This is a genomic window from Ruegeria sp. G2, from assembly GCF_056533505.1.
This window is the reverse complement of record NZ_JBQFON010000001.1, coordinates 379,149-403,823: the sequence shown is the minus strand read 5'-3', so window position 1 is coordinate 403,823 and position 24,675 is coordinate 379,149. Positions and strand designations below refer to the sequence as shown.

At 55.9% G+C, this 24,675-nt stretch carries 23 protein-coding genes; 15 read left to right on the top strand and 8 right to left on the bottom strand.

Going from position 1 to position 24,675, the window contains the following annotated elements; translation table 11 throughout:
* Positions 1–67: 67 nt before the first annotated feature.
* From ACR0DU_RS01960 to ACR0DU_RS01950, 3 genes are all read right to left on the bottom strand, one after another.
* Complete coding sequence (locus ACR0DU_RS01960) at positions 68–1,054, bottom strand: MBL fold metallo-hydrolase (RefSeq protein WP_480872191.1); 987 nt, start codon at positions 1,052–1,054, stop codon at positions 68–70.
* Positions 1,055–1,182: 128 nt separating this feature from the next.
* Positions 1,183–2,145: a LuxR C-terminal-related transcriptional regulator gene (locus ACR0DU_RS01955; protein ID WP_260025851.1), complete on the bottom strand. Its 963-nt coding sequence runs from the start codon at positions 2,143–2,145 to the stop codon at positions 1,183–1,185.
* 96 nt (positions 2,146–2,241) lie between these two features.
* Positions 2,242–2,820 carry a lytic transglycosylase domain-containing protein gene (locus tag ACR0DU_RS01950; RefSeq protein ID WP_010439608.1) on the bottom strand — a complete coding sequence of 193 codons (579 nt, stop codon included), beginning with the start codon at positions 2,818–2,820 and terminating at the stop codon, positions 2,242–2,244.
* A 207-nt stretch (positions 2,821–3,027) separates the two neighbouring features.
* Between ACR0DU_RS01950 and ssb the strand changes: the two genes are divergently transcribed.
* Together ssb and ACR0DU_RS01940 are read left to right on the top strand one after the other, a co-directional pair.
* Positions 3,028–3,513: a single-stranded DNA-binding protein gene (gene ssb, locus ACR0DU_RS01945; protein ID WP_319547016.1), complete on the top strand. Its 486-nt coding sequence runs from the start codon at positions 3,028–3,030 to the stop codon at positions 3,511–3,513.
* A gap of 18 nt (positions 3,514–3,531) precedes the next feature.
* Entirely contained in the window at positions 3,532–4,602 is a 1,071-nt protein-coding gene (locus tag ACR0DU_RS01940) for a site-2 protease family protein (protein ID WP_480872189.1), read from the top strand.
* A gap of 7 nt (positions 4,603–4,609) precedes the next feature.
* Here ACR0DU_RS01940 and aroB read toward each other — a convergent pair whose 3' ends face one another.
* Together aroB and ACR0DU_RS01930 are read right to left on the bottom strand one after the other, a co-directional pair.
* Positions 4,610–5,719, bottom strand: a complete 1,110-nt coding sequence (gene aroB, locus ACR0DU_RS01935) for a 3-dehydroquinate synthase (RefSeq protein WP_480872187.1) — start codon at positions 5,717–5,719, stop codon at positions 4,610–4,612.
* Positions 5,719–6,306 (bottom strand): shikimate kinase, encoded by a 588-nt coding sequence (locus ACR0DU_RS01930; RefSeq protein WP_480872185.1) that lies wholly within the window; start codon positions 6,304–6,306, stop codon positions 5,719–5,721. Before ACR0DU_RS01930 ends, aroB begins: the two co-directional genes overlap by 1 nt.
* 79 nt (positions 6,307–6,385) lie before the next feature.
* Here ACR0DU_RS01930 and ACR0DU_RS01925 point away from each other — a divergent pair, with 79 nt between their 5' ends.
* The 9 genes from ACR0DU_RS01925 to ACR0DU_RS01885 all read left to right on the top strand — a co-directional run bounded on the left by ACR0DU_RS01925 (position 6,386) and on the right by ACR0DU_RS01885 (position 17,942).
* On the top strand, positions 6,386–6,535 hold the full coding sequence (locus ACR0DU_RS01925) for a hypothetical protein (protein ID WP_319547013.1): 150 nt from the start codon (positions 6,386–6,388) through the stop codon (positions 6,533–6,535).
* Entirely contained in the window at positions 6,525–8,051 is a 1,527-nt protein-coding gene (locus tag ACR0DU_RS01920) for a hypothetical protein (protein WP_480872183.1), read from the top strand. The genes ACR0DU_RS01925 and ACR0DU_RS01920 overlap by 11 nt, the downstream gene beginning before the upstream one ends.
* Before the next feature lie 2 nt (positions 8,052–8,053).
* Positions 8,054–9,010 (top strand): tyrosine recombinase, encoded by a 957-nt coding sequence (locus ACR0DU_RS01915; protein ID WP_480872181.1) that lies wholly within the window; start codon positions 8,054–8,056, stop codon positions 9,008–9,010.
* 63 nt (positions 9,011–9,073) lie between these two features.
* On the top strand, positions 9,074–10,381 hold the full coding sequence (locus tag ACR0DU_RS01910; RefSeq protein WP_170778892.1) for an HlyC/CorC family transporter: 1,308 nt from the start codon (positions 9,074–9,076) through the stop codon (positions 10,379–10,381).
* A gap of 105 nt (positions 10,382–10,486) precedes the next feature.
* Positions 10,487–12,904: a GcvT family protein gene (locus ACR0DU_RS01905; protein WP_480872180.1), complete on the top strand. Its 2,418-nt coding sequence runs from the start codon at positions 10,487–10,489 to the stop codon at positions 12,902–12,904.
* 31 nt (positions 12,905–12,935) lie between these two features.
* Positions 12,936–13,550, top strand: a complete 615-nt coding sequence (locus tag ACR0DU_RS01900) for a nucleotidyltransferase family protein (RefSeq protein ID WP_480872178.1) — start codon at positions 12,936–12,938, stop codon at positions 13,548–13,550.
* Positions 13,551–14,297: 747 nt separating this feature from the next.
* Complete coding sequence (locus tag ACR0DU_RS01895; protein ID WP_480872176.1) at positions 14,298–15,734, top strand: Do family serine endopeptidase; 1,437 nt, start codon at positions 14,298–14,300, stop codon at positions 15,732–15,734.
* A gap of 164 nt (positions 15,735–15,898) precedes the next feature.
* The gene (locus ACR0DU_RS01890; protein WP_010439589.1) at positions 15,899–16,579 is read left to right on the top strand and encodes a response regulator transcription factor; all 681 of its coding nucleotides are present in this window, start codon (positions 15,899–15,901) and stop codon (positions 16,577–16,579) included.
* Positions 16,572–17,942, top strand: a complete 1,371-nt coding sequence (locus ACR0DU_RS01885) for a sensor histidine kinase (protein WP_480872173.1) — start codon at positions 16,572–16,574, stop codon at positions 17,940–17,942. The genes ACR0DU_RS01890 and ACR0DU_RS01885 overlap by 8 nt, the downstream gene beginning before the upstream one ends.
* A gap of 36 nt (positions 17,943–17,978) precedes the next feature.
* On the opposite strand, the gene ACR0DU_RS01880 is transcribed toward ACR0DU_RS01885, so the two are convergent.
* A complete protein-coding gene (locus ACR0DU_RS01880) occupies positions 17,979–19,202 on the bottom strand; it encodes a cytochrome P450 (RefSeq protein ID WP_480872171.1) in 1,224 nt (407 codons plus the stop codon).
* A gap of 91 nt (positions 19,203–19,293) precedes the next feature.
* Here ACR0DU_RS01880 and ACR0DU_RS01875 point away from each other — a divergent pair, with 91 nt between their 5' ends.
* Entirely contained in the window at positions 19,294–19,641 is a 348-nt protein-coding gene (locus ACR0DU_RS01875; protein WP_480872170.1) for a TfoX/Sxy family protein, read from the top strand.
* Between the two features lie 58 nt (positions 19,642–19,699).
* Here the strand turns inward: ACR0DU_RS01875 and ndk are convergent, their stop codons facing one another.
* Positions 19,700–20,122: a nucleoside-diphosphate kinase gene (gene ndk / locus ACR0DU_RS01870; protein WP_008757405.1), complete on the bottom strand. Its 423-nt coding sequence runs from the start codon at positions 20,120–20,122 to the stop codon at positions 19,700–19,702.
* Positions 20,123–20,226: 104 nt separating this feature from the next.
* A complete protein-coding gene (locus ACR0DU_RS01865) occupies positions 20,227–21,429 on the bottom strand; it encodes a multidrug effflux MFS transporter (RefSeq protein WP_480872168.1) in 1,203 nt (400 codons plus the stop codon).
* Positions 21,430–21,534: 105 nt separating this feature from the next.
* Between ACR0DU_RS01865 and ACR0DU_RS01860 the strand changes: the two genes are divergently transcribed.
* Genes ACR0DU_RS01860 through ACR0DU_RS01850 form a run of 3 tightly spaced genes read left to right on the top strand, consistent with a single transcriptional unit; the run spans position 21,535 to position 24,628 of the window.
* Positions 21,535–23,388 carry an ABC-F family ATP-binding cassette domain-containing protein gene (locus ACR0DU_RS01860; RefSeq protein WP_480872167.1) on the top strand — a complete coding sequence of 618 codons (1,854 nt, stop codon included), beginning with the start codon at positions 21,535–21,537 and terminating at the stop codon, positions 23,386–23,388.
* Complete coding sequence (locus ACR0DU_RS01855; protein ID WP_170539242.1) at positions 23,385–24,005, top strand: MarC family protein; 621 nt, start codon at positions 23,385–23,387, stop codon at positions 24,003–24,005. Before ACR0DU_RS01860 ends, ACR0DU_RS01855 begins: the two co-directional genes overlap by 4 nt.
* A gap of 41 nt (positions 24,006–24,046) precedes the next feature.
* Positions 24,047–24,628 (top strand): retropepsin-like aspartic protease family protein, encoded by a 582-nt coding sequence (locus tag ACR0DU_RS01850; RefSeq protein ID WP_010439569.1) that lies wholly within the window; start codon positions 24,047–24,049, stop codon positions 24,626–24,628.
* The last annotated feature ends 47 nt before the right edge of the window (positions 24,629–24,675 follow it).

The window sequence follows — 24,675 nt, the reverse complement described above, 5'->3', positions numbered from 1 at the left end:
TTTGCGTCACGATTGGTGGGGGGACAGGCGACGCAGGTCGTGGGTGAGTGGCAGTTTCAGTTTGTAATCAGCCCGTCATCACGTTGTTGCCAAAGTGCATGAACTCCTGATTCATGCCCGCTACATCCCCGGCTTCCAGCTTTAAGCTGGCGCTGTCGAGCATCTTGTAACTCTGCTGGCTTTTGACCCAATCGTCTGCGGCCTGAAGCGTCGTAAGCGTGTATGACGTAACCTCATTGAGGTAGTGTGTCGGGATGATGATTTTGGGCTTGAGCTTGGCGACAATATCATTTCCCTGATCGAAGCTTAGGATATGTTCCGACCCATCGACAGGCAAAGTCAGCACATCGACCTGCCCGATCGCATCCCAGAACTCCTGAGGCGGATTGTGACGGTTGTCACCCCAGATCAAGGTGCGAATCCCGCCGGTTTCCACTAGGTAGACCACCATATCCATGTGGCCCACGTTGTTGGGCGGGCAAGCTTCGGCACCAAATTCGGCCAATGCGTTGGTCCATTCGTACCATCCCGGCGCAACGCAGGCATGTTTGTCAGCAAAGCCCGTGATCTTTAGGTCGGCAAACTCAAAATTCCCCGCCATCCTGTCCAAAACCATTGTGGAGCTAGGCCGTTCGATAGCGTCATGGTCAAAATGAGCATGTGTGGACATGGTTATATCAACGGGGATCTGTGGAAATTCGTTACGGAACCATAACCCCCATGCGCCGGAGGGATCATCCCGCCAAGGGTCGAATAACACGGTCGCTCCTTTTGGCGAGGTGATCTTGATGGCGCAGTGACCGTAGTAGTCGATCCCTACAGCTCCCGTGCTGGCTTGCCCAGTCGAGCCTTGCAAATCAATCACATGATTGTTGTTGCCCGGCTGCAACCAAGCCTGAGATTGTGCTTCGGCTGGTTTGCTGCTCAGCATTGAAGCCCCTGCCCCCACACCTGCGGCCCCGGCTGCCATAAAGAACGAACGGCGTGAAAGGCCTTTTGCCAGAGTGTCACGTTCCCCGTTCAGTATTGTCGGCTTTAGATCTTTGCGATCCATATTGATCCTCCCGATTGAGCGGGTGCGGCTGTATCCGCACCCTTCTGATCAGGTTAACAAGGTCATCGTGGAAGGCTCAGATCAGAAAAATCTGGGGGGAATATGGGGGTAATCCCCATATTCCCAGATCACGATATTGACAAAAGATGGCTGCGGAGGTTCTGATCCCGCCCTTCGAGTCCCAGTTTCCGGCGAATATTATTGCGATGGAAATCAATTGTTGATGTCTCGCGCGACATGGCCCGGGCTATATCTTTGGTGGTTTTGCCTGACATAACCAGCTGAGCGATTTCGATTTCCGTCGGTGTCATAACCGAAAACGCATCCGAGAGTTTGTCGGAAATCATCGTGGTGATGTCTTGCAGATTTCTCAATGCCAGTTCCAGATAAACTTGCGAGGCGTCGCCTTCGGTCATTTGGCTATGCAACTTGTCCAGATACGGCAGGACCATCGAACGAACCCGTTCAACAATGTCCTGATCGCGTTCTTTCCGGTCGTCGTCCAGACTCGTCAGCAATACCCGAAGTGCAGTGTTGGTTTCTTGTAACTCACGTGTCCTCAACTCAACGCGATTTTCCAACTGGGCCAGTGTTTCATTCAGCTTTTCCTCTAGCGCGCGCCGCAGATAAACCTCTTGAATCAAAGCCAAATCCGACTCAACCATACGTGCAAACTGCGCCAGACCCTCACGGAATAGCAAAGCGCGGCGATTGCGATGGCGATCCAAAACGCAGATGGTTCCGAAAACTGAACCATCCGGCCATTTCAGCGGAAAACCGATGTAAAAGGACATGCCGTGCTCCATGTCCTCATTGTCACTCCAGGCTGGATCGCAAGTAGCATCTTCGACTACAAATTCGCCGTCTCGTTCAAGGACACCCTGGCAATAAAGCTTGGGATTCAGGCGAAAATTCATGCCGACAGGGTACGGATTTTCCGGATGATCCGAGGTGATCAGGACCGCATGATCGGGTGCTTCGGTCTTCATGATCAATGTCGCTGGCACGTCCGCGAGTTGTGAAACTAGATCAACCAGGCGTTGCCAGTTGGCCATCGTTTCGGCTGGTATATCCGGTCGATCCTTGATCATTACAAACCGCACAAGTTTGAGAGCTATCTACCCAGACTAAGGCAGCGCTCTGTACTTGATCAAGAAACAGCCTCTCTGCGCCGCAGCACCGGGTTTTTAGCCGCCCCAGATCACTTTCACATAGTTCTGGGTCTCTTTGTAAGGTGGTATGCCGCCATGCTTTTCGACCGCTTTGGGGCCAGCATTGTACGCTGCCAAAGCAAGCCGCCAGGATTTGAACTTGCGATACTGCCACGACAGATAACGCGCGCCCCCTTCCAGGTTTTGGATGGGGTCATACGGATTGACACCCAGCAACCTAGCTGTCTGTGGCATCAATTGCGCAAGACCCAAAGCACCCTTGTGCGATTCAGCATGCGGGTTCCATCCGCTTTCCTGTTGGACAAGTCGCAAGAACAGCTCTTCTGGCACATTATGCTTTCGGGCCGCATTCCGGGCGTGATTCAGATATTGGCCCCGATAATTTCCGGTGTATCGCTTGGCAAACTTCCCGTTCTCAGTTTTAGGTCTAAGCCGATCTGAATCGCGATACTGGCTTGCAGCACGACCGTCCAATACCTTGGATTGCTTGAGGAAAAGCGCCTTTCGATTCTTTGTTGAAAGGGTTTCCGCCTGCGCCGAAAAGGACACAAGGCAAACACCTAAAACAGAAATACCACCGATCAGAAACCGCATTAAAGCCAATCCTGCACCCTCAACAACCAGCCGAATTATAGTTAAATCAGCCGGAAATGAAAGCTTGGTTAAAGTTGGCCTAATATTTTCCCATTCACCGTTGCAGCATCAATCATGTTTTAACCAAGTCTCAGCCCGTATAGGGTCAGCAGCAGAACACAGCGCCAGATTCGGGCGCCATCCAGTCAGAGTAAAACGAGGGAATAAATGGCGGGTTCAGTCAACAAGGTCATTCTGGTCGGCAATCTGGGCCGCGATCCTGAAGTGCGGACGTTTCAAAACGGTGGTAAAGTATGCAACCTGCGTATTGCCACTTCGGAAACCTGGAAGGACCGCAATACCGGAGAGCGCCGTGAACGGACAGAATGGCACTCGGTCGCCATATTCAACGAAGGACTTGTACGCGTAGCTGAACAGTATCTGCGCAAGGGTTCAAAAATTTACATCGAGGGGCAATTGCAGACGCGTAAGTGGCAGGATCAGTCCGGTCAGGATCGTTATTCGACCGAGGTGGTGCTGCAGGGCTTCGGCTCGACGCTGGTAATGCTCGATGCCCGCGGTGAAGGCGGCGGCGGTGGAGGCGGCTATGGCGGCGGACAAGCGGGCGGCGGATATGGCGACCCTTATGGCGGCCCCTCCAGCGCACCAGCCCCTGCGTCGGGCGGAATCGACGATGACGAGATTCCGTTCTAAACCAAGCGGAGACTAAATATGGCATGGTCCTTCTCACTTGGCCGATTACTCGGCTCGGAACTGAGGGTCCATGTCACCTTCTTTTTGCTGCTCGCCTGGGTTGGTTTTGCGGCCTATTCCAGCGGCGGCTTGCCTGCGGCGATTGACAATGTCGTATTCGTACTCGCCTTGTTTGCCTGTGTTGTGGCGCATGAGTTCGGCCACGCGCTGATGGCGCGGAGATATGGCATCCGTACCCCTGACATCACTCTGTTACCGATTGGCGGGCTGGCGCGCCTTGAGCGAATGCCAGAAAAACCGATGCAAGAGGTCTGGGTCGCCCTCGCTGGACCCGCCGTAAACATCGCGATTTGGGCAATTCTTGTTGTCTTGGGGGCAAGCATACAGCTTGGTTCACTCGACCAGATTGACTCGACCGCAACCGGCTTGCTCAGCCGTTTGGCCTATGTGAACCTGCTGTTGGCGGCCTTTAACATGATCCCGGCTTTCCCGATGGATGGAGGACGCGTCTTCCGCGCCTTGCTGTGCATGAAAATGGAACGCGCCAAGGCAACCCGCATTGCAGCACTCGGTGGTCAGATCGTTGCTGTTGGGCTTGGCTTTCTGGGGCTGACCTCAGGCAATCCAATATTGGTCCTGATCGCCGTCTTTGTTTTCATCGCTGCTAATGCCGAGAATCAGGACGTTGCGTTGCGTTCAGTTGCACGGCGCGTGATGGCTCGGGATGCGATGATCACCGAGTTTAAGGCGTTATCGCCGGACGATACATTGGCCACAGCAGCACAAGCAGTCATTCACACAACCCAGCACGAGTTTCCGGTACTGGCACAAGACGGCAGTCTTATGGGGTTCGTGACCCGTGATCGCCTGTTTACCGCATTGGCGGGTGACCATCCCCGCTCGGAATCGGCGGTCTCGATTATGGATACTAATATTCCGCAGGTTGAGCTGACCAGCGGATTGGACAAAGTCCTGAATGGCCTACACAAAGGTGCGCCCGCGATTGCCGTATGCACCAAATCGGGGCACATGGTCGGCTATATCACGCGTGAAAATATCGGCGAGTTGATGGTGATCCAGGGGCGCTAAGCCTCAATCACACCTCCAACGCGTCCTTTAGTACAGAAGCCACCGTCTCGCGGGGCACATCCGGTGTGACGAAAGCTTGCCCGATCCCTCGTGCCATAATGAACCGTAACCGACCGTCCATGACCTTTTTGTCCTGTGCCATCAGATCGATCAGCGTTTCCGCATCGGGCAACTCACCCGGGATATCGGCCAGATCGGTCTTCATCCCCATGGCGCGCAAATGCGCCCTGACGCGGCTTGGGTCTTCTTGCGGGCAAAGCCCCAACCGCGAGGAGGTTTCAAACGCCAGCGCGCACCCGATCGCAACGCCTTCGCCATGCAGCAATCGATCAGAGTATCCCGTTGCAGCCTCAAGCGCGTGACAGAAGGTATGACCCAGATTGAGCAACGCCCGGTCGCCCTGCTCGGTCTCGTCGCGTGCCACGATATCGGCCTTCATCTGAACCGAACGCGTGACAGCCTGCACTCGCGCTGCCATGTCGCCGGATGCCAACAGAGGCCCGTTATCTTCTAGCCACTCAAAGAACTGGGCATCACCCAACAGTCCGTATTTGACGACCTCACCATATCCAGCGAGAAAGTCTCGCGTCGGTAACGTGCCCAGCACGTCAGTATCGGCCAATACCAGTGAGGGCTGGTGAAACGCTCCGATCAGGTTCTTACCCTGTGGCGCATTAATCCCGGTCTTGCCGCCAACCGAGCTGTCGACCTGCGCCAGTAGCGAGGTCGGTATCTGAACAAAGCGCACTCCGCGCCGCATCACTGCAGCAGCAAAACCCGCCAGATCGCCGATCACCCCACCACCAAGCGCAACGACAATGTCGTTCCGTTCAACCTTTTCCACCAGCAACCATTCCACCGCGCGCTCAAAATGCGGCCAGCTTTTGGTCGCCTCACCTGCTGGAAGCGCCAGCGCGGTCATCTCGATCCCGGCTGAGGCCAATCCATCACGCAGGGCATCCAGATGCATTCCCGCGACCGTTTCATCGGTCAGAACCGCGACACGCGGGCGCTTTAACAGCGGGGCAATCCGTTCCCCGGATTGCGCCAAAAGTCCGGGGCCGATTTCAACATCATAAGAACGCTCGGCCAAGTCTACATGTACGGTTTGATGCATTAATATCGTTCCAAAATATCTGGGCGTGTCACCAAGGCGGCGATGACCCGATCCACCATATCTTCGATTGCGGTCTCACCATCCGAGTCCGCCACCAGATCAGATTGTTCATAGATCGGCACGCGCGCTTCATACAAGTCGCGCAGCGTCGCATAGGGGTCCGCTGTACGCAGCAGAGGCCGCGTATCCTTGTGTTTGACACGATTCCACAGCACATCCAAATCAGCCTTTAACCAAACCGAGGCACCACGATCCGAGATCATTTTGCGATTACCTTCGGCAAGAAACGCACCACCACCTGTCGACAGGATACCTCTTTCTTCGTCCAAAAGCCGCCCGATAATCTGACTTTCCTTGCTGCGAAAGAACGCTTCTCCATCCCGTGCGAAGATTTCAGGGATAGTCATGTTGGCTGCCGATTCGATTTCGGTATCGCTGTCAAGAAAAGGAACACCCAGCCGGGCAGCCAGCGCACGCCCCACGGCTGTTTTGCCTGCCCCCATCATTCCAACCAAAACGACGGTTTTGTGCAGTCGAAACTGCGTCGCTGTGTCAGAAGGCACCGTGTTATGCTTAATTTCGCTCATTTCGTCGTGAATGACGTGATCTTAGGGAAAATGCTAGTTATAACTTGGCCAAAAGCAAAAATTGAGGCAGCGTTCACCCATGGGCCGTTTGATCAAGTTCCTGATATACATCATTTGCCTGTGTTTCATCGGGCTTGTTGGGTATGCCTATATCGGGCCGTATTTCGGCGCGGACTTCTCCGCCCCGAAAAGTGAAATTCGCGAGCCGGTCATCCTGAATGCAGATTAAAGGCACCTTACTGGCGCTTTTTCTGGCCGGAACCGCACAGGCGCAAACGCAAGAGCCATTGTCAGTCATCGACTGGCTAACTGACCCGCCAGAAAACCTGCCGGGCACGGTGCTGATGGAACCCCCTGTGACGCAGACGGGACTCCAACCCGAGGTGCAGGTCACCCCCTTGGAGGCGCTGTCCCCTCCTCTGGGGTTGGTTGCGTCTTCAGTCACTGGTCTGCCGGTGGACCTGTGGCGCAGCAGCGATGCTGATCGGCTGGCGGATTTGATCTCGAAGGTACGGGTCAAGTCCTACCCGGCGATGCAGCGATTGTTGTTTACTTTGCTCTTGTCCGAAGCCCGCGCCCCAGCGGGTGGTCAGGCGGAAGATACATTGTTGATGGCGCGACTGGACCGTCTTATGCAATTGGGCGCATCCGATCCGGTGCAATCCTTGGTTCAACTCGCCGGTCCGACCGATACGCAAGACCGCTTCAGTCGTTGGTTCGATGCCACGTTGCTGACCGGTGATGAAGATCGAAGTTGCACAGCCCTGATCGCTCAGCCGAATTTATCAAAGAACTACTCCGCTCAGATATTCTGTAAGGCGCGCCGAGGGGATTGGGCCTCGGCAGCGCTTACACTTGAAGCAGCACATGCGTTGCAGGTCTTACCCGACGATCAGCTTGCCCTGCTCGATCGCTTTCTCAGCCCGGAATTGTTCGAAGGGGCCGAGTATCTTCCGCAACCCGAAGATCCTGACCCTCTCACCTTCCGAATATTCGAAGCCATTGGTGAACGCCTGCCCACGGCATCTCTGCCTCGGGCCTTTGCAAACGCTGATTTGCGGGATGTGGCGGGGTGGAAAGCTCAGATCGAAGCTGCCGAACGGTTGACGCGGATTGGTGCTTTGACGCCAAACCAGTTGCTTGGCCTTTATACCGAACGCTCACCTGCGGCCTCAGGTGCAGTATGGGATCGTGTCTCAGCCATACAAAAGTTCGAAGCCGCGCTCGAAACTGGCAAGCCGAGGCCAGTTTCAAATGCGTTAACAGCTGTTTGGGCACAGATGAAGTCGGTCGGCTTGGAAGTGCCCTTTGCCGAATTGTTTGCGCCGCGTCTGGCATCGATGAAGTTGCCCGATCAGACTGCAGAAAACCTCCGTTGGCGTATTCTGCTTTTGTCCGAGCTTTATGAAGACGCGGCACGCACGATGCCCTACGAGTCGGACGTCAACAAGTTTTTGTCCGCCCTTGCACAAGGCGATCCGCAGCGCGCGCCCTCTCCTACCCCACTCGCTGATGCCATTTCACAAGGTTTTGCCTGGTCTGCGCCTGTCCCTTCGGACATAAACGCCATGCTGCTCAATGATCAGTTGGGCGAGGCCATTCTGGAAACGATGCAGTTGTTCGCCCATGGCGCGCGCGGCAATCTGGTGGATCTGACAGCCGCGATTGCCACGTTCCGACGTGTCGGGCTCGAAGATACCGCGCGCCGAGCTGCATTACAGCTCATGATCCTGAACGGGGCCTGAGGATGACTGCACCCTCGTCTCAGGATCTGTGGGTTTCCACCTTCCTCGAAGCGCAAGCCGCTGAACTTGGGGCTGCAACCAATACCTTGCTTGCATACGGACGCGACCTTAAGGATTTCTCAGACTGGCTGGTACGACGAAAGTCTGGCTTTGCCGAGGCTGACCGAGACAGGATCGAAGGCTACTTGATCGACTGCGATGCGCAGGGCCTGTCCCGCGCCACCCGCGCACGGCGGTTGTCTGCGATCAAGCAGTTGTATCGATTTGCGTTCGAGGAGGGATGGCGTGACAGCAACCCCGCGATCCAGATCAAAGGCCCCGGACGTGCGAAACGACTGCCCAAAACGCTGGATGAGCCTGAGGTTGACCGCCTGCTTGCCGCAGCACGCCGAACGGGTCGGTCCGAAGCCGACAGAATACGCAACACCTGTTTGATGGAGCTTCTTTACGCAACAGGGATGCGGGTGACTGAACTTGTGTCGTTGCCGGTAAGCTCTGCCAGAGGCGACCCCCGGATGCTGTTAGTTCTTGGCAAAGGTGGCAAAGAGCGGATGGTCCCGCTATCCCCTCCCGCGCGCGAAGCGTTAAGCGGATGGCTCATGGTCCGCGATGCGGATGAAGAGCAAGCGATAAAAAAAGGTGCACAGGCATCACGTTTTCTGTTTCCTTCGCGCGGGAAATCAGGGCATTTGACACGGCATCGCTTCTTCCTTCTGGTCAAGGAACTGGCCGTCGAGGGCGGCGTTTCACCCCAGAAGGTCACCCCGCACACACTGCGCCATGCGTTTGCGACACATCTGCTGGCCAATGGTGCGGATTTACGCTCGATCCAGACACTTCTGGGCCATGCGGATGTCGCCACAACCGAGATTTATACCCATGTTCTGGATGAACGCTTGTCGGAACTGGTGCTGGAACACCACCCGCTTGCCAAGGATGACACCACAGATCAAGGCTAACCCCTTGATCGGACGTGGTCGCAGCCCCATAACGGATGCAGCAACAAGAATAACCTAGGACCGATGGAACCCACCTCTTCTTTGCTCGACAGTGCATTCTGGATCACGACAGGATCCATTCTTCTTCTCCTTGTGCTATCAGGCTTTTTCTCTGGCTCGGAAACCGCCCTGACTGCGTCATCACGCGGAAAGCTAAGGGCGCAGGCTGACAAAGGTTCACGCGGGGCGCAGAAGGCGCTGGATATTACCGACGACAACGAACGCCTGATCGGCTCGGTCCTGTTGGGCAATAACCTTGTCAACATCCTTGCCGCTTCGCTGGCCACAGCACTGTTTACGCGGCTATTCGGCGAAAGCGGAGTGGCATTGGCAACGCTAGTGATGACCTTGCTGGTGTTGATCTTTGCCGAAGTGCTGCCCAAGACCTACGCTATTACAAACGCTGAAAAGGCTGCCGCATGGGTCGCGCCTGTTATCGGTGTTGTCGTGACGGTGTTTTCGCCCGTCGTAGCCGCCGTCCGGCTTCTCGTGCGCGGAGTGCTGCGCTTGTTTGGCGTAAAAATCGACCCTGACAGCAACATTCTCGCGGTGCGGGAAGAAATCGCTGGCGCGCTGCAACTGGGCCATTCCGAAGGAGTTGTCGAAAAGGAAGATCGCGACCGTATTCTGGGTGCGCTGGATCTTGGTGATCGCGCGGTGGAAGAAATCATGCTCCATCGCTCGAATATTGAGATGATTGATGCCGATGATGAACCCGAGGCGATCCTTAAACAATGCCTGGAAAGCCCCCACACCCGCCTGCCGGTTTTTCGGGAGGAACAGGAAAACATCGTGGGTGTGGTCCATGCCAAGGACTTGTTTCGCGCGATGTACGCCCAAGTCGGCGGTGCAGATGGCGATCCGGAGCGGCTTAAGAATTTCGACATCGCAAAGGTGGCTAACGATCCTTATTTCGTTCCTGAAACCACCACTCTGGACGACCAGATGCGCGAGTTTCTTAGGATGCACAGCCATTTCGCGCTTGTTGTGGATGAGTATGGATCGCTGCGCGGATTGATCACGCTCGAGGATATTCTGGAAGAAATCGTCGGTGAGATCGCCGACGAGTTCGACATCGACGAAGAAGTACCCGTCACCCGCACCGATGATGGCCAATTCCTCGTCGAAGGTGCAATGACCATCCGCGACGTCAATCGCGCCCTCGACTGGGCCCTGCCGGACGAAGAAGCCAACACTTTGGCTGGTCTTGTCATTCACGAAGCACAGATGATCCCGATCGTCGGTCAGGTGTTTTCATTCCACGGCTTTCGGTTCGAAGTCACCGCACGCGAGGGCAACCGGATCACGGCCCTCAAAGTGCGACCTCTTTAAGTTCGGCAGCGCTCGCAATTGACAAGCGACGCGCAGTGTCGCGAACGGAATAGTATTGCGCCAGAGCCCTCGGCAGGCTCGGCCAAAAGCCGAGGGAGTTGCATCGTGAAAACCACCACCCGTGTTGTAGTGATTGGCGGGGGCGTCGTCGGATGTTCGGTCCTCTATCATCTGACCAAGCTTGGCTGGTCGGATGTGATGCTGCTGGAACGATCCGAGCTCACCAGCGGCTCGACCTGGCACGCGGCCGGTGGATTCCACACGCTGAACGGCGACACTAACATGGCCGCCCTGCAGGGCTATACCATACGGTTGTATAAAGAGCTGGAAGAGATCACGGGCATGTCTTGCGGCCTGCACCATGTGGGTGGCGTCACTCTGGCCGACAATCAGGATCGCTTCGACATGTTACTGGCCGAGCGTGCCAAACACCGGTTCATGGGCCTTGAGACTGAGATTGTCGGGCCAGAAGAGATCAAGAAGATCGCTCCAATCACCAACACCGATGGTATACTTGGCGCGCTTTATGACCCCCTAGACGGGCATTTAGACCCTTCGGGCACCACCCATGCCTATGCCAAGGCCGCGCGTATGGGCGGTGCCACGATCGAAACCCATTGCATGGTGCGCGAGACCAACCAGCGCCCTGACGGCACATGGGATGTGGAGACCGACAAAGGCACTATCCATGCCGAACATATCGTCAATGCAGGCGGACTTTGGGCACGCGAGGTCGGCGCAATGGCCGGTATCTATTTCCCGCTTCATCCGATGGAGCACCAATATCTGGTCACCGACTCCATCCCTGATATCGAGGCCATTATCGACGCAGGTGGCGAGCATCCGCATGTGATGGATCCTGCAGGAGAAAGCTATCTGCGGCAGGAAGGTCGCGGGCTGTGCATCGGTTTCTATGAACAACCCTGTAAGCCCTGGGCCGTTGACGGAACCCCTTGGGAATTTGGACACGAACTGCTGCCCGATGATTTCGACAAGATCACCGACAGTATCGAATTCGCGTACCGACGCTTCCCTGTTCTGGCTGAGGCGGGGGTCAAATCGGTCATCCACGGGCCGTTTACTTTTGCCCCCGATGGCAATCCCCTGGTCGGGCCTGTGCCCGGCGTGCGGAACTACTGGTCGGCCTGTGGTGTCATGGCCGGCTTTAGCCAGGGCGGAGGGGTTGGCCTGACCCTCGCACAATGGATGATCGAAGGCGAACCTGAACGCGATGTGTTTGCGATGGATGTGGCCCGGTTCGGCGACTGGATCAGCCCCGGCTACACGCGCCCCAAAGTGATTGAGAACTATCAGAAACGGTTCAGCGTCGCATATCCGAACGAAGAGCTGCCTGCCGCACGCCCAAACCGAACCACGCCGATGTATGACATCTTCAGCGATCTCGGTGCCGTATGGGGGCAGCAGTACGGATTGGAGGTTCCGAACTACTTTGCCAAAGGGGATGAACCAGATTTCGAAACACCCTCCTTCCGCCGCTCCAACGCTTTTGAGGCCACCGGCCGAGAAGTCCGCGCCGTACGCGAAGGTGTGGGGATCAACGAGGTTCACAATTTTGGCAAATACCGCATCACCGGTGCCGGTGCCCGCGCATGGCTGGATCGCATCATGGCTGGCCGAATTCCGAAACCGGGTCGTGTTTCGTTGACGCCCATGTTGTCGCCCAATGGCAAGTTGATTGGGGATTTCACCGTGTCCTGTCTGAGCGAAAATGAGTTTCGCGTCACGGCCTCATATGGCAGCCAGGCGTTTCACATGCGCTGGTTCCTGCAAAATCAGGACGAAGGCATAAACATCGAAAACATCAGTGACCGGCTGAACGGCTTTCAGATTGCTGGCCCCAAGGCCACCGAGGTCCTGTCGGCCTGTACCCGGGATGATGTTAGTTCACATAGGTTCCTTGACGTGCGCGAGATGACCATCGGCATGACAGACTGCATCGTTCAGCGCGTCAGCTATACCGGTGACCTGGGATATGAGATCTATTGTGATCCGATGGCACAGCGGCAGCTTTGGTGGACCTTATGGCAGGCCGGCAAACCTCATGGCATCGCACCATTTGGCATGCGTGCGATGATGAGCCTGCGTTTGGACAAGTTCTTTGGGTCGTGGATGCGCGAGTTTTCGCCGGACTATACCGCCGCGGAAACCGGTCTGGATAGGTTCATCTCATTCGCAAAGAACAGCAACTTCATTGGCCGTGCAGCTGCCGAGGCCGAACGCGCTGCTGGCACCAATCGCCGTTTGGTTGCGTTCGAGGTCGATGCAGCCGATGCCGATGTTAACGCGTACGAACCGATATGGATTGATGGTTCAGTTGTCGGCTTCTGCACGTCAGGCGGGTATTCCCACTATGCACGCAAATCGATAGCAATGGGATTCCTGCCAACCGAACAAGCAACCGAAGGTTGTGAGGTTGCGATTGAGATATTGGGCAGGATGCGCGCGGCCCGTGTGATCGCCACGCCTCTATTTGATGCCGACGGTGCAAGAATGCGGGGATGACACAATCTGACCTTGGCGGCATGGTGGCGAGATGAAAGAGATTCCCATCATATTGCTCGCCGCTGGCCAATCCAGCCGTATGGGTGGGACCGATAAGCTGATGCAGCCACTGGGTGGCGTGCCGCTGCTGCGCCGTGTAGCGCAAAGAGCGATTGCCGTTGGTCCTGTATTCGTTGCCCTGCCCCCGATACCTCATCCACGCTATACGGTGTTGAAAGATCTCGATGTGCTGCCGGTCGAAATCCCGGACGCACGGGAAGGTATCAACGCCAGTCTAAAAGGGGCGATGGCGGCTATCCCAGCCGATGCGAAGGCCGTGATGATCCTCTTGTCCGACTTGCCGGATCTTACGACTGCAGATCTACGCAATGTCCTGCAATCGGTCAAAACCCATCCTGCCAATCGAATTTGGCGCGGTGCGACCAACCAGGGCGTCCCTGGGCACCCGGTGATCTTTGATCGCTCTCTCTTTGCAGAACTAACAGAACTAAACGGTGACATTGGTGCACAATCTGTCGTACGGCGTCACAAGGATGCAGTTCACCTTCATCGCCTGCCCAGCCAAAATGCGCTGTTGGATCTAGATACACCAGAGGATTGGGCAGAGTGGGCAGCCCGCCAACCTTCTGGGCTTCACCCGAAATAAACACGGCCCGGTCGTTTTCGACCGGGCCGTATGCCCAAAAACAGGACTACCACTTTCACCAATCTCTAAAGCACTATCAGATCGCCAATCAGGCTGTCCGACTTTGAGCTGCAGAACCTAAACAAGACCCCCTCGTTAACATGCCGCTCAGCGCTGTGGAGACTGAGATGTGCCTTTGACACCCCCTAGTGTCTCAGGCCCCCTTCACTTGGGCATAACCAATGTCGCCGATCAGATGCGTTCAAACAATGTAAAATTGGACGAAATGGTAAATTTGAGCGAAGACGGTTTGGCTTTTGCGCAACAATACAACACTCAAGACTCTACCAGTGGTTGCAGCTCCTTAGCTCTATTCGGAGCAAATACAGCGTTAATAGTTCATCGATACGCCCATTGCGCCTATTTCATAGACACCTACACACGCACTCAAAGATTAGATCGATTGCGCGATACAACTTTAAGGGGAGAAATTCGACGGGCCGTCCACGCGCCGTTTCTTTGTTAACAAAAATGATTCAATTCAATACTTTTCCGAAATTATTGACTTCGTCGGCAACAATCCACCGATTCGCCCCGATGCTCACAAGCTGATTCTCGCTGTTTAGCCCTTTCGAACAGAGTCATTAAAGCGGCGAAACGTGGCGAAATTAAGGTTTCTTAATTTTTCTCTCAGGATATCCCAAGGTTGCTGGGGCATCTCCTGTCTGAATGCGCGGGATCAACCGCCAAACACAGACAGGAGTCAAAATGAGCATCCGGAAATCCTCACTGCTTCTACCAAGCACATCCAGCTGGATGGGGGCTGGCGCACTGGGCGCGGCAATGCTGGCCACAACCGTTCTGCCCGCAATGGCAGACGAGGCGCTGGCTGATCTGGTCGAAACGGTTTCACCCTCGGTGGTGACAATCATCGCCAAACAAGACGCAACGCCAAAACAGGCGCAGGGGCAGGACTTCAATTTCGAAGGTCACCCCTTTGGTGAATTCTTTGAACGCTTTGGAGGCCCGGAAGGGTTCAACATGCCACAGCGCGGTCCAAGCCAGGGTTTGGGCTCTGGATTCGTGCTGGACGAGGCGGGTTACATCGTGACCAATCACCACGTTGTCGACAACGCAACTGAAGTGACCGTCCGCCTGAGCGATGACCGTACGTTCCAAGCTGAAGTCATAGGCACTGATCCGCTAACGGATATTGCCGTACTCAAGATCGATGCCGGTGAAGACTTGCAGGCCGTCGAACTGGGTGACAGCGATGTCATCCGCGTCGGCGAAGACGTGGTGGCCATCGGCAACCCGTTCGGTCTGAACGCGACTGTTACGACTGGCATCGTATCGGCGAAGGGCCGCAATATTTCGGAAGGACCGTACGCCGAATTCATCCAGACTGATGCCGCCATCAACAAGGGTAACTCGGGTGGACCGCTGTTCAATATGGAAGGTGAAGTAATCGGGGTGAACTCGGCAATCTATTCGCCAAGCGGAGGTTCGGTTGGATTGGGTTTTGCGGTCACATCCAATATTGTCGATCACATTACAGCTGATCTGCTGGATGACGGTGAAGTCAGCCGCGGGTGGTTGGGTGTTTCGATTCAGAATGTGAGCCCCGAATTGGCGGCAGCAATGGGAATTGATGTCGCTACCGGCGCCCTGGTATCCGATGTTGTCCCGGACAGCCCCGCCGATGGCGCGCTGCAGCAAGGCGACGTGATCCTGACTTTCAACGACGATACCGTTGAATCCAGTAATGAACTTCCCGTTCTGGTTGGAACCACCAAAGTTGGCACCGACAGCACATTGACAGTTCTGCGCAACGGCAAGGAAGAACAGATCAAGCTGACGATCGGCCAACATCAGGCGGCATCAGCGGCTACTGACAGCGTGGCGGAAGACAAGTTCGAAGGCACCAAACTTGGCGTTATCGTGGCTCCTCTGACTGAAAGCGCCCGTGCAGAAGTTGGCGTCGCGGAATCTGTCGATGGCGTTGTTGTCACCGATCTCCAGCCTGAAAGCCCTGCGGCCAAAGCTGGTTTGCAACGCGGCGATGTTATCGTCCGGCTAGGCAATCTGGATACGGTTTCGCCGGATGCGCTGAAGGAAGCACTGGAAAGCGAAAAGACCGATCCTGCGTTGGTTCTTATCAACCGTGGCGGCAACCAAATATTTGTCGCGGTCGAAATCGTCTGACCCCACACCTAAGCGCGCCACATGATGGGGAAATCTGGTGCGCTTATTTCTGGCCGACGCGGATTGTCCACGCGCCGCCGGAACAGCCGGGTGCGGCATCGCACCCGGCATGTTTTTTTCAAACAGTATGTGTGTTTAAATCCCGATGTGAAGGAGCCCTGATTATGAGTAGACGCCTGTTAATCGTTGAAGATGACCAAGACACACGGGACTTCATTGCCAAAGGGTTTGGCGAAGAAGGGTACGTTGTCGAAGTTGCATCAGACGGCCGCGAAGGGTTGTACCACGCCACCGATGGCGGATTTGACGCAGTCGTGCTGGATCGAATGTTGCCAGGCTTGGACGGGTTGTCGCTGATCAAATCAATGCGTGCAGCCGGGGTAAAAACACCTGTGCTGATGCTAACCGCCATGAGCGCGGTCGACGAACGCGTTAAAGGCCTGCGTGCTGGCGCTGACGACTATTTGGTCAAACCATTTTCGTTCCAGGAGCTCCACGCTCGGATCGAGGCGCTGCTGCGCCGTCCACAAGAGTCAGAAGAAACCCCTTCCCTCGCCTGCCGCGATCTTGAGATGGATTTGTTGACCCGCAAAGTCACGCGCAGTGGCCGGGAAATCACTCTAACCCCGCGCGAATTTCAGATTCTGGAGTTCTTTCTGCGGCGCAAGAACCGAGTCGTCTCGCGCACCATGTTGCTAGAAGGGGTGTGGGATTATCACTTTGATCCGAACACCAATGTAGTCGACGTGCATATCTCGAAGCTTCGCCGCCAACTCGATGAAGACGGGGCCGACCCGATTATTGAAACGGTCCGTGGGGCCGGTTACATGGTTTCGGATGGATAACCTGCGCCTGTCGCTCAAAAATTCACGTACGCGGCTGGTTCTGGCCAGTATGGTTCTCAGCACGTTGCTAACAGCGGCGGTGCTTGCGATGGTCTATGTGACTGCCAACCGCACGATTACGGGCGAAACGCGCTCGGTCGTGTCGGCTGAGCTCACCGGATTGGCGGATGAGTATGAACGGCACGGCATGATCGGTTTGATCACTGCGATCGAGAGGCGATTGCCAACAGCGGCCGAGCGCGATGCGTTGTATCTGTTAACCGGTCGGCAGGGTACAAAGCTGGCGGGAAATTTATCTCATTGGCCCGAAGGAATCACAGCGGGCAGTGGGTGGGTCGACCTGCAGTTGCGCAAAGGGGATACCGATCAACACGTTCCGATTTCTGCTGCTTCCATCAGATTGCCGGGTGGTGAAAGATTGCTGGTTGGGCGAGATGCGCTGGCCAGACAGCAATTTGATCGTGTTCTTCTCCGCTCGGTCGCCCTGGCACTGGTGACCGCACTTGCGCTAAGCCTGTTGACCGGTTGGCTGCTAACTCGGCTTGTGTTCTCGCGGCTAAAGGATATTGCCGACACCGCCGACAATATCGTTTCAGGCGATCTGGCGCTGCGCATGCCCTTGCGTGGAACAGGTGACGAATTCGACCAAGTTGCAGGCACTTTGAACAACATGCTTGATCGCATCGAAGAGCTGATCAGCAACCTGCGCACAACTTCCAACTCAATCGCTCACGACCTGCGCTCGCCCCTGTCGCGACTTCGTCAGCGCGTTGAGTCTCTGGCCGAACCCGGAAAAAGCGAACAGGACCGTGATATCGATTTGGCCCGTGCGACTGGGGAAATTGATCATCTGCTGCGCGTCCTCAGCCAATTGACCGAGATCTCGCGGGCAGAAGCCGGTTTGGGGCGCGAGCAGTTCGAGCAGGTTAATTTGCTGCAACTGGTCGGGGATGTGGTTGAACTGTATGAACCTGTCGCTTCTGATCAGAACATCCGACTTGAAGTTGTTGGTAACGCCGAACCGATCCAGGGTCACCGCCCACTTCTCTCTCAGGCATTGTCAAACCTGCTCGAAAACGCGATGCGCTATGCGCCTCCCGGCACTGCGATCACCATCGAAATCCGGGAAGAGGAGGATTATGCATTGCTTAGCGTCCGTGATCGTGGCCCCGGTGTTCCGCAAAACGATCTGTCCCGGTTGCAGATGCCCTTCGTCACACTTGATCCCGCACGGACTGGGCGTAATGCGGGGCTAGGTCTCGCACTTGTAGCGGCCATCTCGCATATGCACGGGGGCAGCTTTCAGGCCCGGAACTGCAAGCCCGGTCTGGAGACGACTCTGAGGCTTTCACGCAAGTTTTGATAATTGAAATTCAAGCCGCAAGGCATTGTGAAATAACTAAAGAATCGCAGGCAGCGAGGCGTACCCGTGAAAGCGAATGCGGCCGCCTCGCACCCTAGGTCCCTGAACTTGGTAATCAGGAAACCGGTTCAGCAATCGCCCTAGCGCCACGCGACCTTCAAGCCGCGCAAGAGTCAGGCCAACGCAGACATGCGGACCGCCTGCGAACGCCAGATGCCGGTTCGGTTTGCGCGTGATGTCAAAACGCGTGGGGTCGGGAAAGACCTCGGGATCGCGGTTCGCTGCCCCGATACAAAGGTGCAGGTTCGTTCCTTTGGCGATCTGATGTCCCCCGATCTCAACCTCTGCCGTGGTTTCCCTGTTACCAAACTGATTGGGCGACCGAAAGCGCAAGACCTCCTCGACTGTCGAAGCGATCAGGTCAGGATTATCCAGCAGGCGTTTGCGTTGTTCCGGGTGGTCGTTCAGCAATGCCAACCCATTGCCGATCAGATTGGTAGTGGTCTCGTGACCCGCGTTCAGGATGAAGATGCAATTCTGTAGCAGCTCAATTTCGCTTAATTTTTCATCTGCACCCTCACCTCGGATCAGGCGGGTCAAAACATCAATCTCAGGATCACCCGGTTTTGCACGGCGACGGGCAACGAGGTCCTGAAGGTAGGCTTTAAATTCACGTACCGCGCTGTGGCCTATTTCCAGTTGTGTCTCCGTCAAAGCGGGTTCCAAAGCACCAAGAATGGCTAAAGACCAATCCCTTAGCGGTGCACGTTCATCCATAGGGACGTCCAGCAGATTACCAATGATCTGGATCGGAATCGTCGATGCAAAATCCTCAATCAGATCCACCTGTGCTTTGCCTTCCATGTCGTCGAGCAATACATCAACAGTTTCGATCAAACCCGGCTCCATCCGCGCAATTGCGCGCGGCGTCAGGGCCGAGGTCATGATTTTACGCACCCGTGTGTGGAGCGGCGGGTCAGAGAACACCAGCGACGTTGTGTGATGCTCGAACAGCGGCGAGCCAACTCCAAATTTCGGACCAAACGCTGCCTCTTTGTCCGAAGAATAGAGCGTCGTGTTGCGATAAATCGCATCCAGATCTGCATGACGAGACAACAGTACGGAACCATCTGGTTGACGCAGTATCGGTGCGTATTCGAGCAAAGCATCGTAAAAGGAAAATGGGTCATCGACAAACCCCTCGGGCGGGTTTGTTAGGTCTAGATTTTGCGCAAGATTCTTTAGGCTTATGTCGTTCATGCTTCGCTCCCCTGACGTTTGGGTAGCGGAATAGACTACAGCAAACAACCTTGTCAGATGACAGGCCACGTCGGACCGGATAAGACAAGGCATGTCTGACCCGATTTCATCAATCCGGAATCTTGGCCCAGCGTTCGAACAGGCCTGCGCACGGGCGGGAATTATGACAGCTCAGGAGTTGCGCGATCTTGGTGCTGATGAGGCATATGCTCGCCTGTTGCAGGCTGGAACCCGCCCGCATTTCATCGGCTACTATGTCTTAGTCATGGGCTTGCAAGGACGCCCATGGAATGACTGTAAAGGCGAGGAAAAGAAGGCATTGCGTGAACGGTTCGATGCGATCAAGGCCAGCACCAGTCGGGCGCCTGAAAGCCAGTTGATTTCAGATCTGGATGCCGTTGGCGTGCGTGTAACGGCAAGTGACCTCAAACCTGTCTAAGCAACAAAAAAGGCCGCGCCCAACGAGGCCACGGCCTAAACCCTGATCTGACGACAGATTAGCCGACCAGCTCGATGCCCGAGAAGAAGTAGGCGATCTCAACCGCTGCAGTTTCGGGAGCGTCCGAACCGTGGACCGAGTTTTCGCCAACCGACTCGGCGAACTCGGCGCGGATGGTGCCGGGAGCCGCGTCAGCGGGGTTGGTCGCACCCATAACTTCACGGTTCTTCGCAATTGCTCCTTCGCCTTCCAGAACCTGAACAACAACCGGTGCCGACGACATGAATTCGCACAGTTCGTCATAGAACGGACGCTCAGCATGGACGTCGTAGAACTTGCCTGCTTGGGCTTTGGTCATGTGGATGCGCTTTTGCGCAACGATGCGCAGGCCAGCTTCTTCGAACTTGGCATTGATCTTGCCAGTCAGATTGCGGCGGGTTGCATCGGGCTTGATGATCGAGAATGTGCGTTCCAGTGCCATATTGGCCTCTCCTTGACTTAAGGGCGCAAAACCTGCGCCGAAATCCATCGCGCGCCGCCTAACACGGTATTTGTCTCATGAAAAGCGTTATGATCGTTTATCGCTCAGATCGCCTCAGGCAGTGGGTCGGTACGATCCAACCGTCGGACATAGAGCACTGCCAAAAGACCCGCAAAGCTGCTGCCGCACATCATGCTCAGCACTAGATAAGGCCCGTTTTCAGGGCTTACGAACGTCCCGGTCATCATGGTCAAGACTGCACCCAGTGCCACGATCAGTGCGCCTGACAGGCCGGCAGCACTGCCTGCCAGTTTCGGGCGCACCGACATCACCCCGGCCGAGGCATTTGCATTGGTCAGACCATTTCCGAAACCAACGCAGATGGCGGAACCGAAAAACACCCAGACCGAGCCCGTGTTGCCGATGAATAGCAGCAAGCCGCAAAACGGCCCGACCGACGCCACGATCCGACCGAATAGGATCATTGTGGTGAGTTGAGTGCGCTTTGCGATGCGCCCGGTGACAAAGTTGCCGACCATAAAACCGCCCGTGATGATCCCGATCCCAAGGCCCAGCATGGCGGGGCTGAGATCAAACCAGGCCGCAGCGACCAGCGGTGCGCCGGTGATGAAACTGAAAAAACCGCCGATAGAGAACGCAGCGCATAAGGCGTAGCCCCAGAACCTGCGTGCGCGAAACAGATGAGGGTATTCGCGCAGTTGCGCGGCGAAGGTTGAGGATCGGTTGGTGTTGGTTTCACCCATGTCGAACCACAACAGCAGCAGTACCCCTGCTCCAAGAAACGAATACATTACGAACCCGGCGCGCCAACCGAACAGCATGTCCAGCGCACCGCCCAGCATCGGTCCAAGCATCGGTGCCAGCGCCATCGCCATCGCGACGTAACCCAGTTTGCTGGCTGCTTCATTTGGGGGATATCGGTCGCGGATCGAAGCGCTCGACAGAACTGGCCCGGCCACCACCGCCGCCTGTACCATCCGAAATGTAAGGAATGCCCAGATCGAGTCTGCCAGCACGCACCCGATTGATGCGGCAACAAATATTGTCATCGCGATCAGCAGGACGGGCCGACGCCCGTAACGATCCGACAGCGGCCCGACGATCAACTGCAAGAACGCCGAGACACATAGATACCCGGCCACAGATACGTTCATCAGGCCATAATCCACACCAAAATCTTCGCTCATATGCGCAAGCGACGGCAGGAACATGTTCAGTGTCAGAACCGAGAGTGCCGTTGCAAAGATCAGCGTTATCAGGGTCGGAGGTGATTGAGCCGCACGCATATCGAAACCGTTTGGAAGACGAACCGGAACAGCGCTAACACATTGCTTCTGGCTTGAACATGGTGACCTCTGGCGGCGTCTTTGATGCTCTGATAAGAGCGCCTCATGCTACGGATTGAGAATATAAATTATGCCGTTGAGGGCCGTCCCCTGTTCGACGGGGCCAGTGCGACCATTCCCGACGGCCACAAGGTCGGCCTTGTTGGGCGCAATGGTACCGGAAAGACGACGCTCTTCCGGTTGATCCGTGGTGAGCTGTCGCTGGAATCAGGCAATATCTCGTTACCGAAACGCGCGCGGATCGGCGGCGTGGCGCAGGAGGTGCCGTCGTCGGATGTCTCGCTGATCAACACCGTTCTGGCAGCGGATGTCGAACGAAGTTCATTGATGGTCGAAGCTGACAGCGCGACCGATCCGGATCGGATTGCCGAGATTCAAACACGTCTGACTGATATCGACGCTTGGTCGGCTGAAGCGCGCGCGGCCTCGATCCTCAAAGGACTGGGCTTTGACGATGAAGATCAGCTGAAGCCCTGTTCGGATTTCTCGGGCGGCTGGCGGATGCGCGTGGCGCTGGCGGCAGTGCTGTTTTCTCAGCCAGATCTGCTGCTGCTGGACGAACCGACCAACTATCTGGACCTCGAAGGTGCGCTGTGGCTGGAAAGCTATCTGGCGAAATACCCACATACTGTCATCATCATCAGCCACGACCGTGGGCTTCTAAATCGTGCGGTGGGCTCAATTCTGCATCTCGAAGACCGCAAGCTGACCTATTACGCGGTTCCCTACGACAAGTTTGCCGAACGCCGCGCCGAACGTCTGGCGCAAGCCGAATCCGAAAATGCCAAAGCCAAGGCACGCATCGCACATCTGCAAAGTTTCGTGGATCGTTTCCGTTACAAAGCGTCAAAGGCCGTACAGGCCCAATCTCGCCTCAAAATGATTGAGCGCATCCAGCTGGTCTCAACCCCACAAGAGGCAGCTTTGCGCGCCTTTTCCTTCCCCGAGCCGGAAGAGCTGTCGCCCCCGATCATCCAGCTTGAAGGAGGCGTGACCGGTTATGGTGAGACCGAGGTTCTGCGACGACTGAACCTACGCATTGATCAGGACGATCGCATCGCTTTGCTGGGCAAGAACGGTCAAGGCAAGTCGACCCTTTCGAAACTGCTGTCCGACCGACTGCCCCTGATGGCGGGAAAAATGACCCGCAGTTCCAAGCTGCGCATCGGCTATTTTGCGCAGCATCAGGTGGATGAGCTGCATGTGGACGAAACGCCCTTGGATCACCTGCGCCGCCTGCGCCCGAATGAGGCACCCGGCAAGTGGCGCTCGCGCCTGGCGGGGTTCGGGTTGAATTCGGATCAGGCGGAAACGCTGGTCGGTCGTCTGTCAGGTGGGCAAAAGGCGCGTTTGTCGCTGCTGATTGCTACAATCGACGCACCGCACATGCTGATCCTTGACGAGCCGACGAACCACCTGGACATCGAAAGCCGCGAAGCGCTGGTCGAAGCGCTGACAGCCTATTCCGGCGCGGTTATCTTGGTCAGCCACGACATGCATCTACTGTCGCTGGTCGCTGACCGGCTATGGCTGGTCTCGGATGGCAACGTGAAGCCCTTCGACGGCGATCTTGAGGCCTATCGCTCCCTTCTGTTGTCCCGCGAAAAACCGGTCAAAGAGAAGCCACAGACCGCCAAACCCAAACGTGCATCACGCGAGACGGTATTGGCGCTGCGCGCAGATCTGCGCAAATGTGAAGATCGGGTCGAGAAACTCACGGATATGCACGACAAGCTATCGGCCAAGCTGGCGGATCCGGCGCTCTATGAAGACGACCGGATCAACGATCTGGAAACCTGGAACCGCAAGTTCGCCGAGGTGGTCGAGGCCATGCAAAAGGCTGAGGCCCTTTGGGTCGCCGCCGCAGAACGCTTGGAACAGGCAGAGAGCGCAGCATGATCGACATGGCCTTTTTCATAACCGCTTTCACCACGATGTTCGTGGTGATCGACCCGTTCGGCACTACGCCGGTCTTTGTTGCTTTGACACAGGACATGGATGCCGCAACGCGCCGTAAGATTGCCATTCGCAGTTGCTTGACCGCCGTTTTCATCCTGATCGCCTTCGCCGCGTTTGGTGAGGCGGTTCTGGGCTTTATTGGTATCTCGATGCCTGCGTTCAAAGTGGCCGGCGGCGCATTGTTGTTCCTGACCGCGCTCGACATGCTGTTCGAGCGGCGCAACAAGCGGCGCGAGAACCGTGCGGAAGAGGAAGAGCATCCTGACCCGTCGGTGTTCCCGTTGGCCATTCCGTTGATCGCAGGCCCCGGGTCGATTGCAACCATCATTCTATTGGCGGGACAAAACCCCGGCATTCAGGGGATCGCAGCCGCCTGTGCCGTCATGCTGGGCGTCATGCTGGTTGTTTTTGTGTTCTTTCTGGCCGGAGGTCTGATTGCTCGCATCTTGGGCAAAACCGGGTTGAACGTACTGACACGGCTGCTGGGTATGCTGCTGGCCGCACTATCGGTTCAGTTCATCCTGGATGGCCTCAAAGCCTTTGGTTTCGCCTCCTGAGGCACCATATTGGCATCAGACAACTGTATTCGGGTGATTGAATGGACGGCGAAGATTTTGGGCGATTGACCTATCTGGTTCTGCTGGGAGCCGCCCTGTTGATGTGGTTTTTCACTCAAAACCGCCAGTCATTGGGCAAAACCATGCAGCAGGTCGCGGCTTGGGTGTTCATCTTTATTGGCGTTATCGCCGTAGTCGGACTGTGGGATGACATCCGTTCGACCGTCAGCCCTACCCCACAGCTGACCGTAACCGATCAGAGGATCGAAGTGCCCCGTTCGTATGATGGACACTACTATTTGCCGATGCTTGTAAATGGCAAAGCCGTAACCTTTCTGGTCGATACCGGGGCCAGCAATATCGTCATTAGTCCGAAAGATGCCGAACGAATTGGAATCGATACGGATCAATTGAACTATCTCGGCCGCGCCTCAACGGCCAATGGTATCGTGCGCACCGCGCCGGTTCGGTTGGACAGCTTGTCTCTGGGCCCGATTACTGATCGCAATATCCCGGCCTCGATCAATGAGGGCGATCTGGATCAATCGCTGCTGGGGATGGAATATCTGCATCGGTTCTCGAATATCCAGTTTGCTGACGGACGCCTGATTTTGTCGCGCTGATGGCAATCCTCAATTGAGAACAAAGTAGGAACATGCTAGTTTGATCA

What these genes read in the sequence shown, in the direction of transcription:
- ACR0DU_RS01930 (WP_480872185.1), bottom strand. Translation starts at nt 6,306, where the DNA reads ATGAGCGAAATTAAGCATAACACGGTGCCTTCTGACACAGCGACGCAG.
- ACR0DU_RS01865 (WP_480872168.1), bottom strand. Translation starts at nt 21,429, where the DNA reads ATGCGTGCGGCTCAATCACCTCCGACCCTGATAACGCTGATCTTTGCA.
- ACR0DU_RS01890 (WP_010439589.1), top strand. Translation starts at nt 15,899, where the DNA reads ATGAGTAGACGCCTGTTAATCGTTGAAGATGACCAAGACACACGGGAC.
- ACR0DU_RS01895 (WP_480872176.1), top strand. Translation starts at nt 14,298, where the DNA reads ATGAGCATCCGGAAATCCTCACTGCTTCTACCAAGCACATCCAGCTGG.
- ACR0DU_RS01880 (WP_480872171.1), bottom strand. Translation starts at nt 19,202, where the DNA reads ATGAACGACATAAGCCTAAAGAATCTTGCGCAAAATCTAGACCTAACA.
- ACR0DU_RS01915 (WP_480872181.1), top strand. Translation starts at nt 8,054, where the DNA reads ATGACTGCACCCTCGTCTCAGGATCTGTGGGTTTCCACCTTCCTCGAA.
- ndk (WP_008757405.1), bottom strand. Translation starts at nt 20,122, where the DNA reads ATGGCACTGGAACGCACATTCTCGATCATCAAGCCCGATGCAACCCGC.
- ACR0DU_RS01885 (WP_480872173.1), top strand. Translation starts at nt 16,572, where the DNA reads ATGGATAACCTGCGCCTGTCGCTCAAAAATTCACGTACGCGGCTGGTT.
- ACR0DU_RS01940 (WP_480872189.1), top strand. Translation starts at nt 3,532, where the DNA reads ATGGCATGGTCCTTCTCACTTGGCCGATTACTCGGCTCGGAACTGAGG.
- ACR0DU_RS01910 (WP_170778892.1), top strand. Translation starts at nt 9,074, where the DNA reads ATGGAACCCACCTCTTCTTTGCTCGACAGTGCATTCTGGATCACGACA.
- ACR0DU_RS01920 (WP_480872183.1), top strand. Translation starts at nt 6,525, where the DNA reads ATGCAGATTAAAGGCACCTTACTGGCGCTTTTTCTGGCCGGAACCGCA.
- ACR0DU_RS01950 (WP_010439608.1), bottom strand. Translation starts at nt 2,820, where the DNA reads ATGCGGTTTCTGATCGGTGGTATTTCTGTTTTAGGTGTTTGCCTTGTG.
- ssb (WP_319547016.1), top strand. Translation starts at nt 3,028, where the DNA reads ATGGCGGGTTCAGTCAACAAGGTCATTCTGGTCGGCAATCTGGGCCGC.
- aroB (WP_480872187.1), bottom strand. Translation starts at nt 5,719, where the DNA reads ATGCATCAAACCGTACATGTAGACTTGGCCGAGCGTTCTTATGATGTT.
- ACR0DU_RS01900 (WP_480872178.1), top strand. Translation starts at nt 12,936, where the DNA reads ATGAAAGAGATTCCCATCATATTGCTCGCCGCTGGCCAATCCAGCCGT.
- ACR0DU_RS01860 (WP_480872167.1), top strand. Translation starts at nt 21,535, where the DNA reads ATGCTACGGATTGAGAATATAAATTATGCCGTTGAGGGCCGTCCCCTG.
- ACR0DU_RS01955 (WP_260025851.1), bottom strand. Translation starts at nt 2,145, where the DNA reads ATGATCAAGGATCGACCGGATATACCAGCCGAAACGATGGCCAACTGG.
- ACR0DU_RS01855 (WP_170539242.1), top strand. Translation starts at nt 23,385, where the DNA reads ATGATCGACATGGCCTTTTTCATAACCGCTTTCACCACGATGTTCGTG.
- ACR0DU_RS01850 (WP_010439569.1), top strand. Translation starts at nt 24,047, where the DNA reads ATGGACGGCGAAGATTTTGGGCGATTGACCTATCTGGTTCTGCTGGGA.
- ACR0DU_RS01875 (WP_480872170.1), top strand. Translation starts at nt 19,294, where the DNA reads ATGTCTGACCCGATTTCATCAATCCGGAATCTTGGCCCAGCGTTCGAA.
- ACR0DU_RS01960 (WP_480872191.1), bottom strand. Translation starts at nt 1,054, where the DNA reads ATGGATCGCAAAGATCTAAAGCCGACAATACTGAACGGGGAACGTGAC.
- ACR0DU_RS01925 (WP_319547013.1), top strand. Translation starts at nt 6,386, where the DNA reads ATGGGCCGTTTGATCAAGTTCCTGATATACATCATTTGCCTGTGTTTC.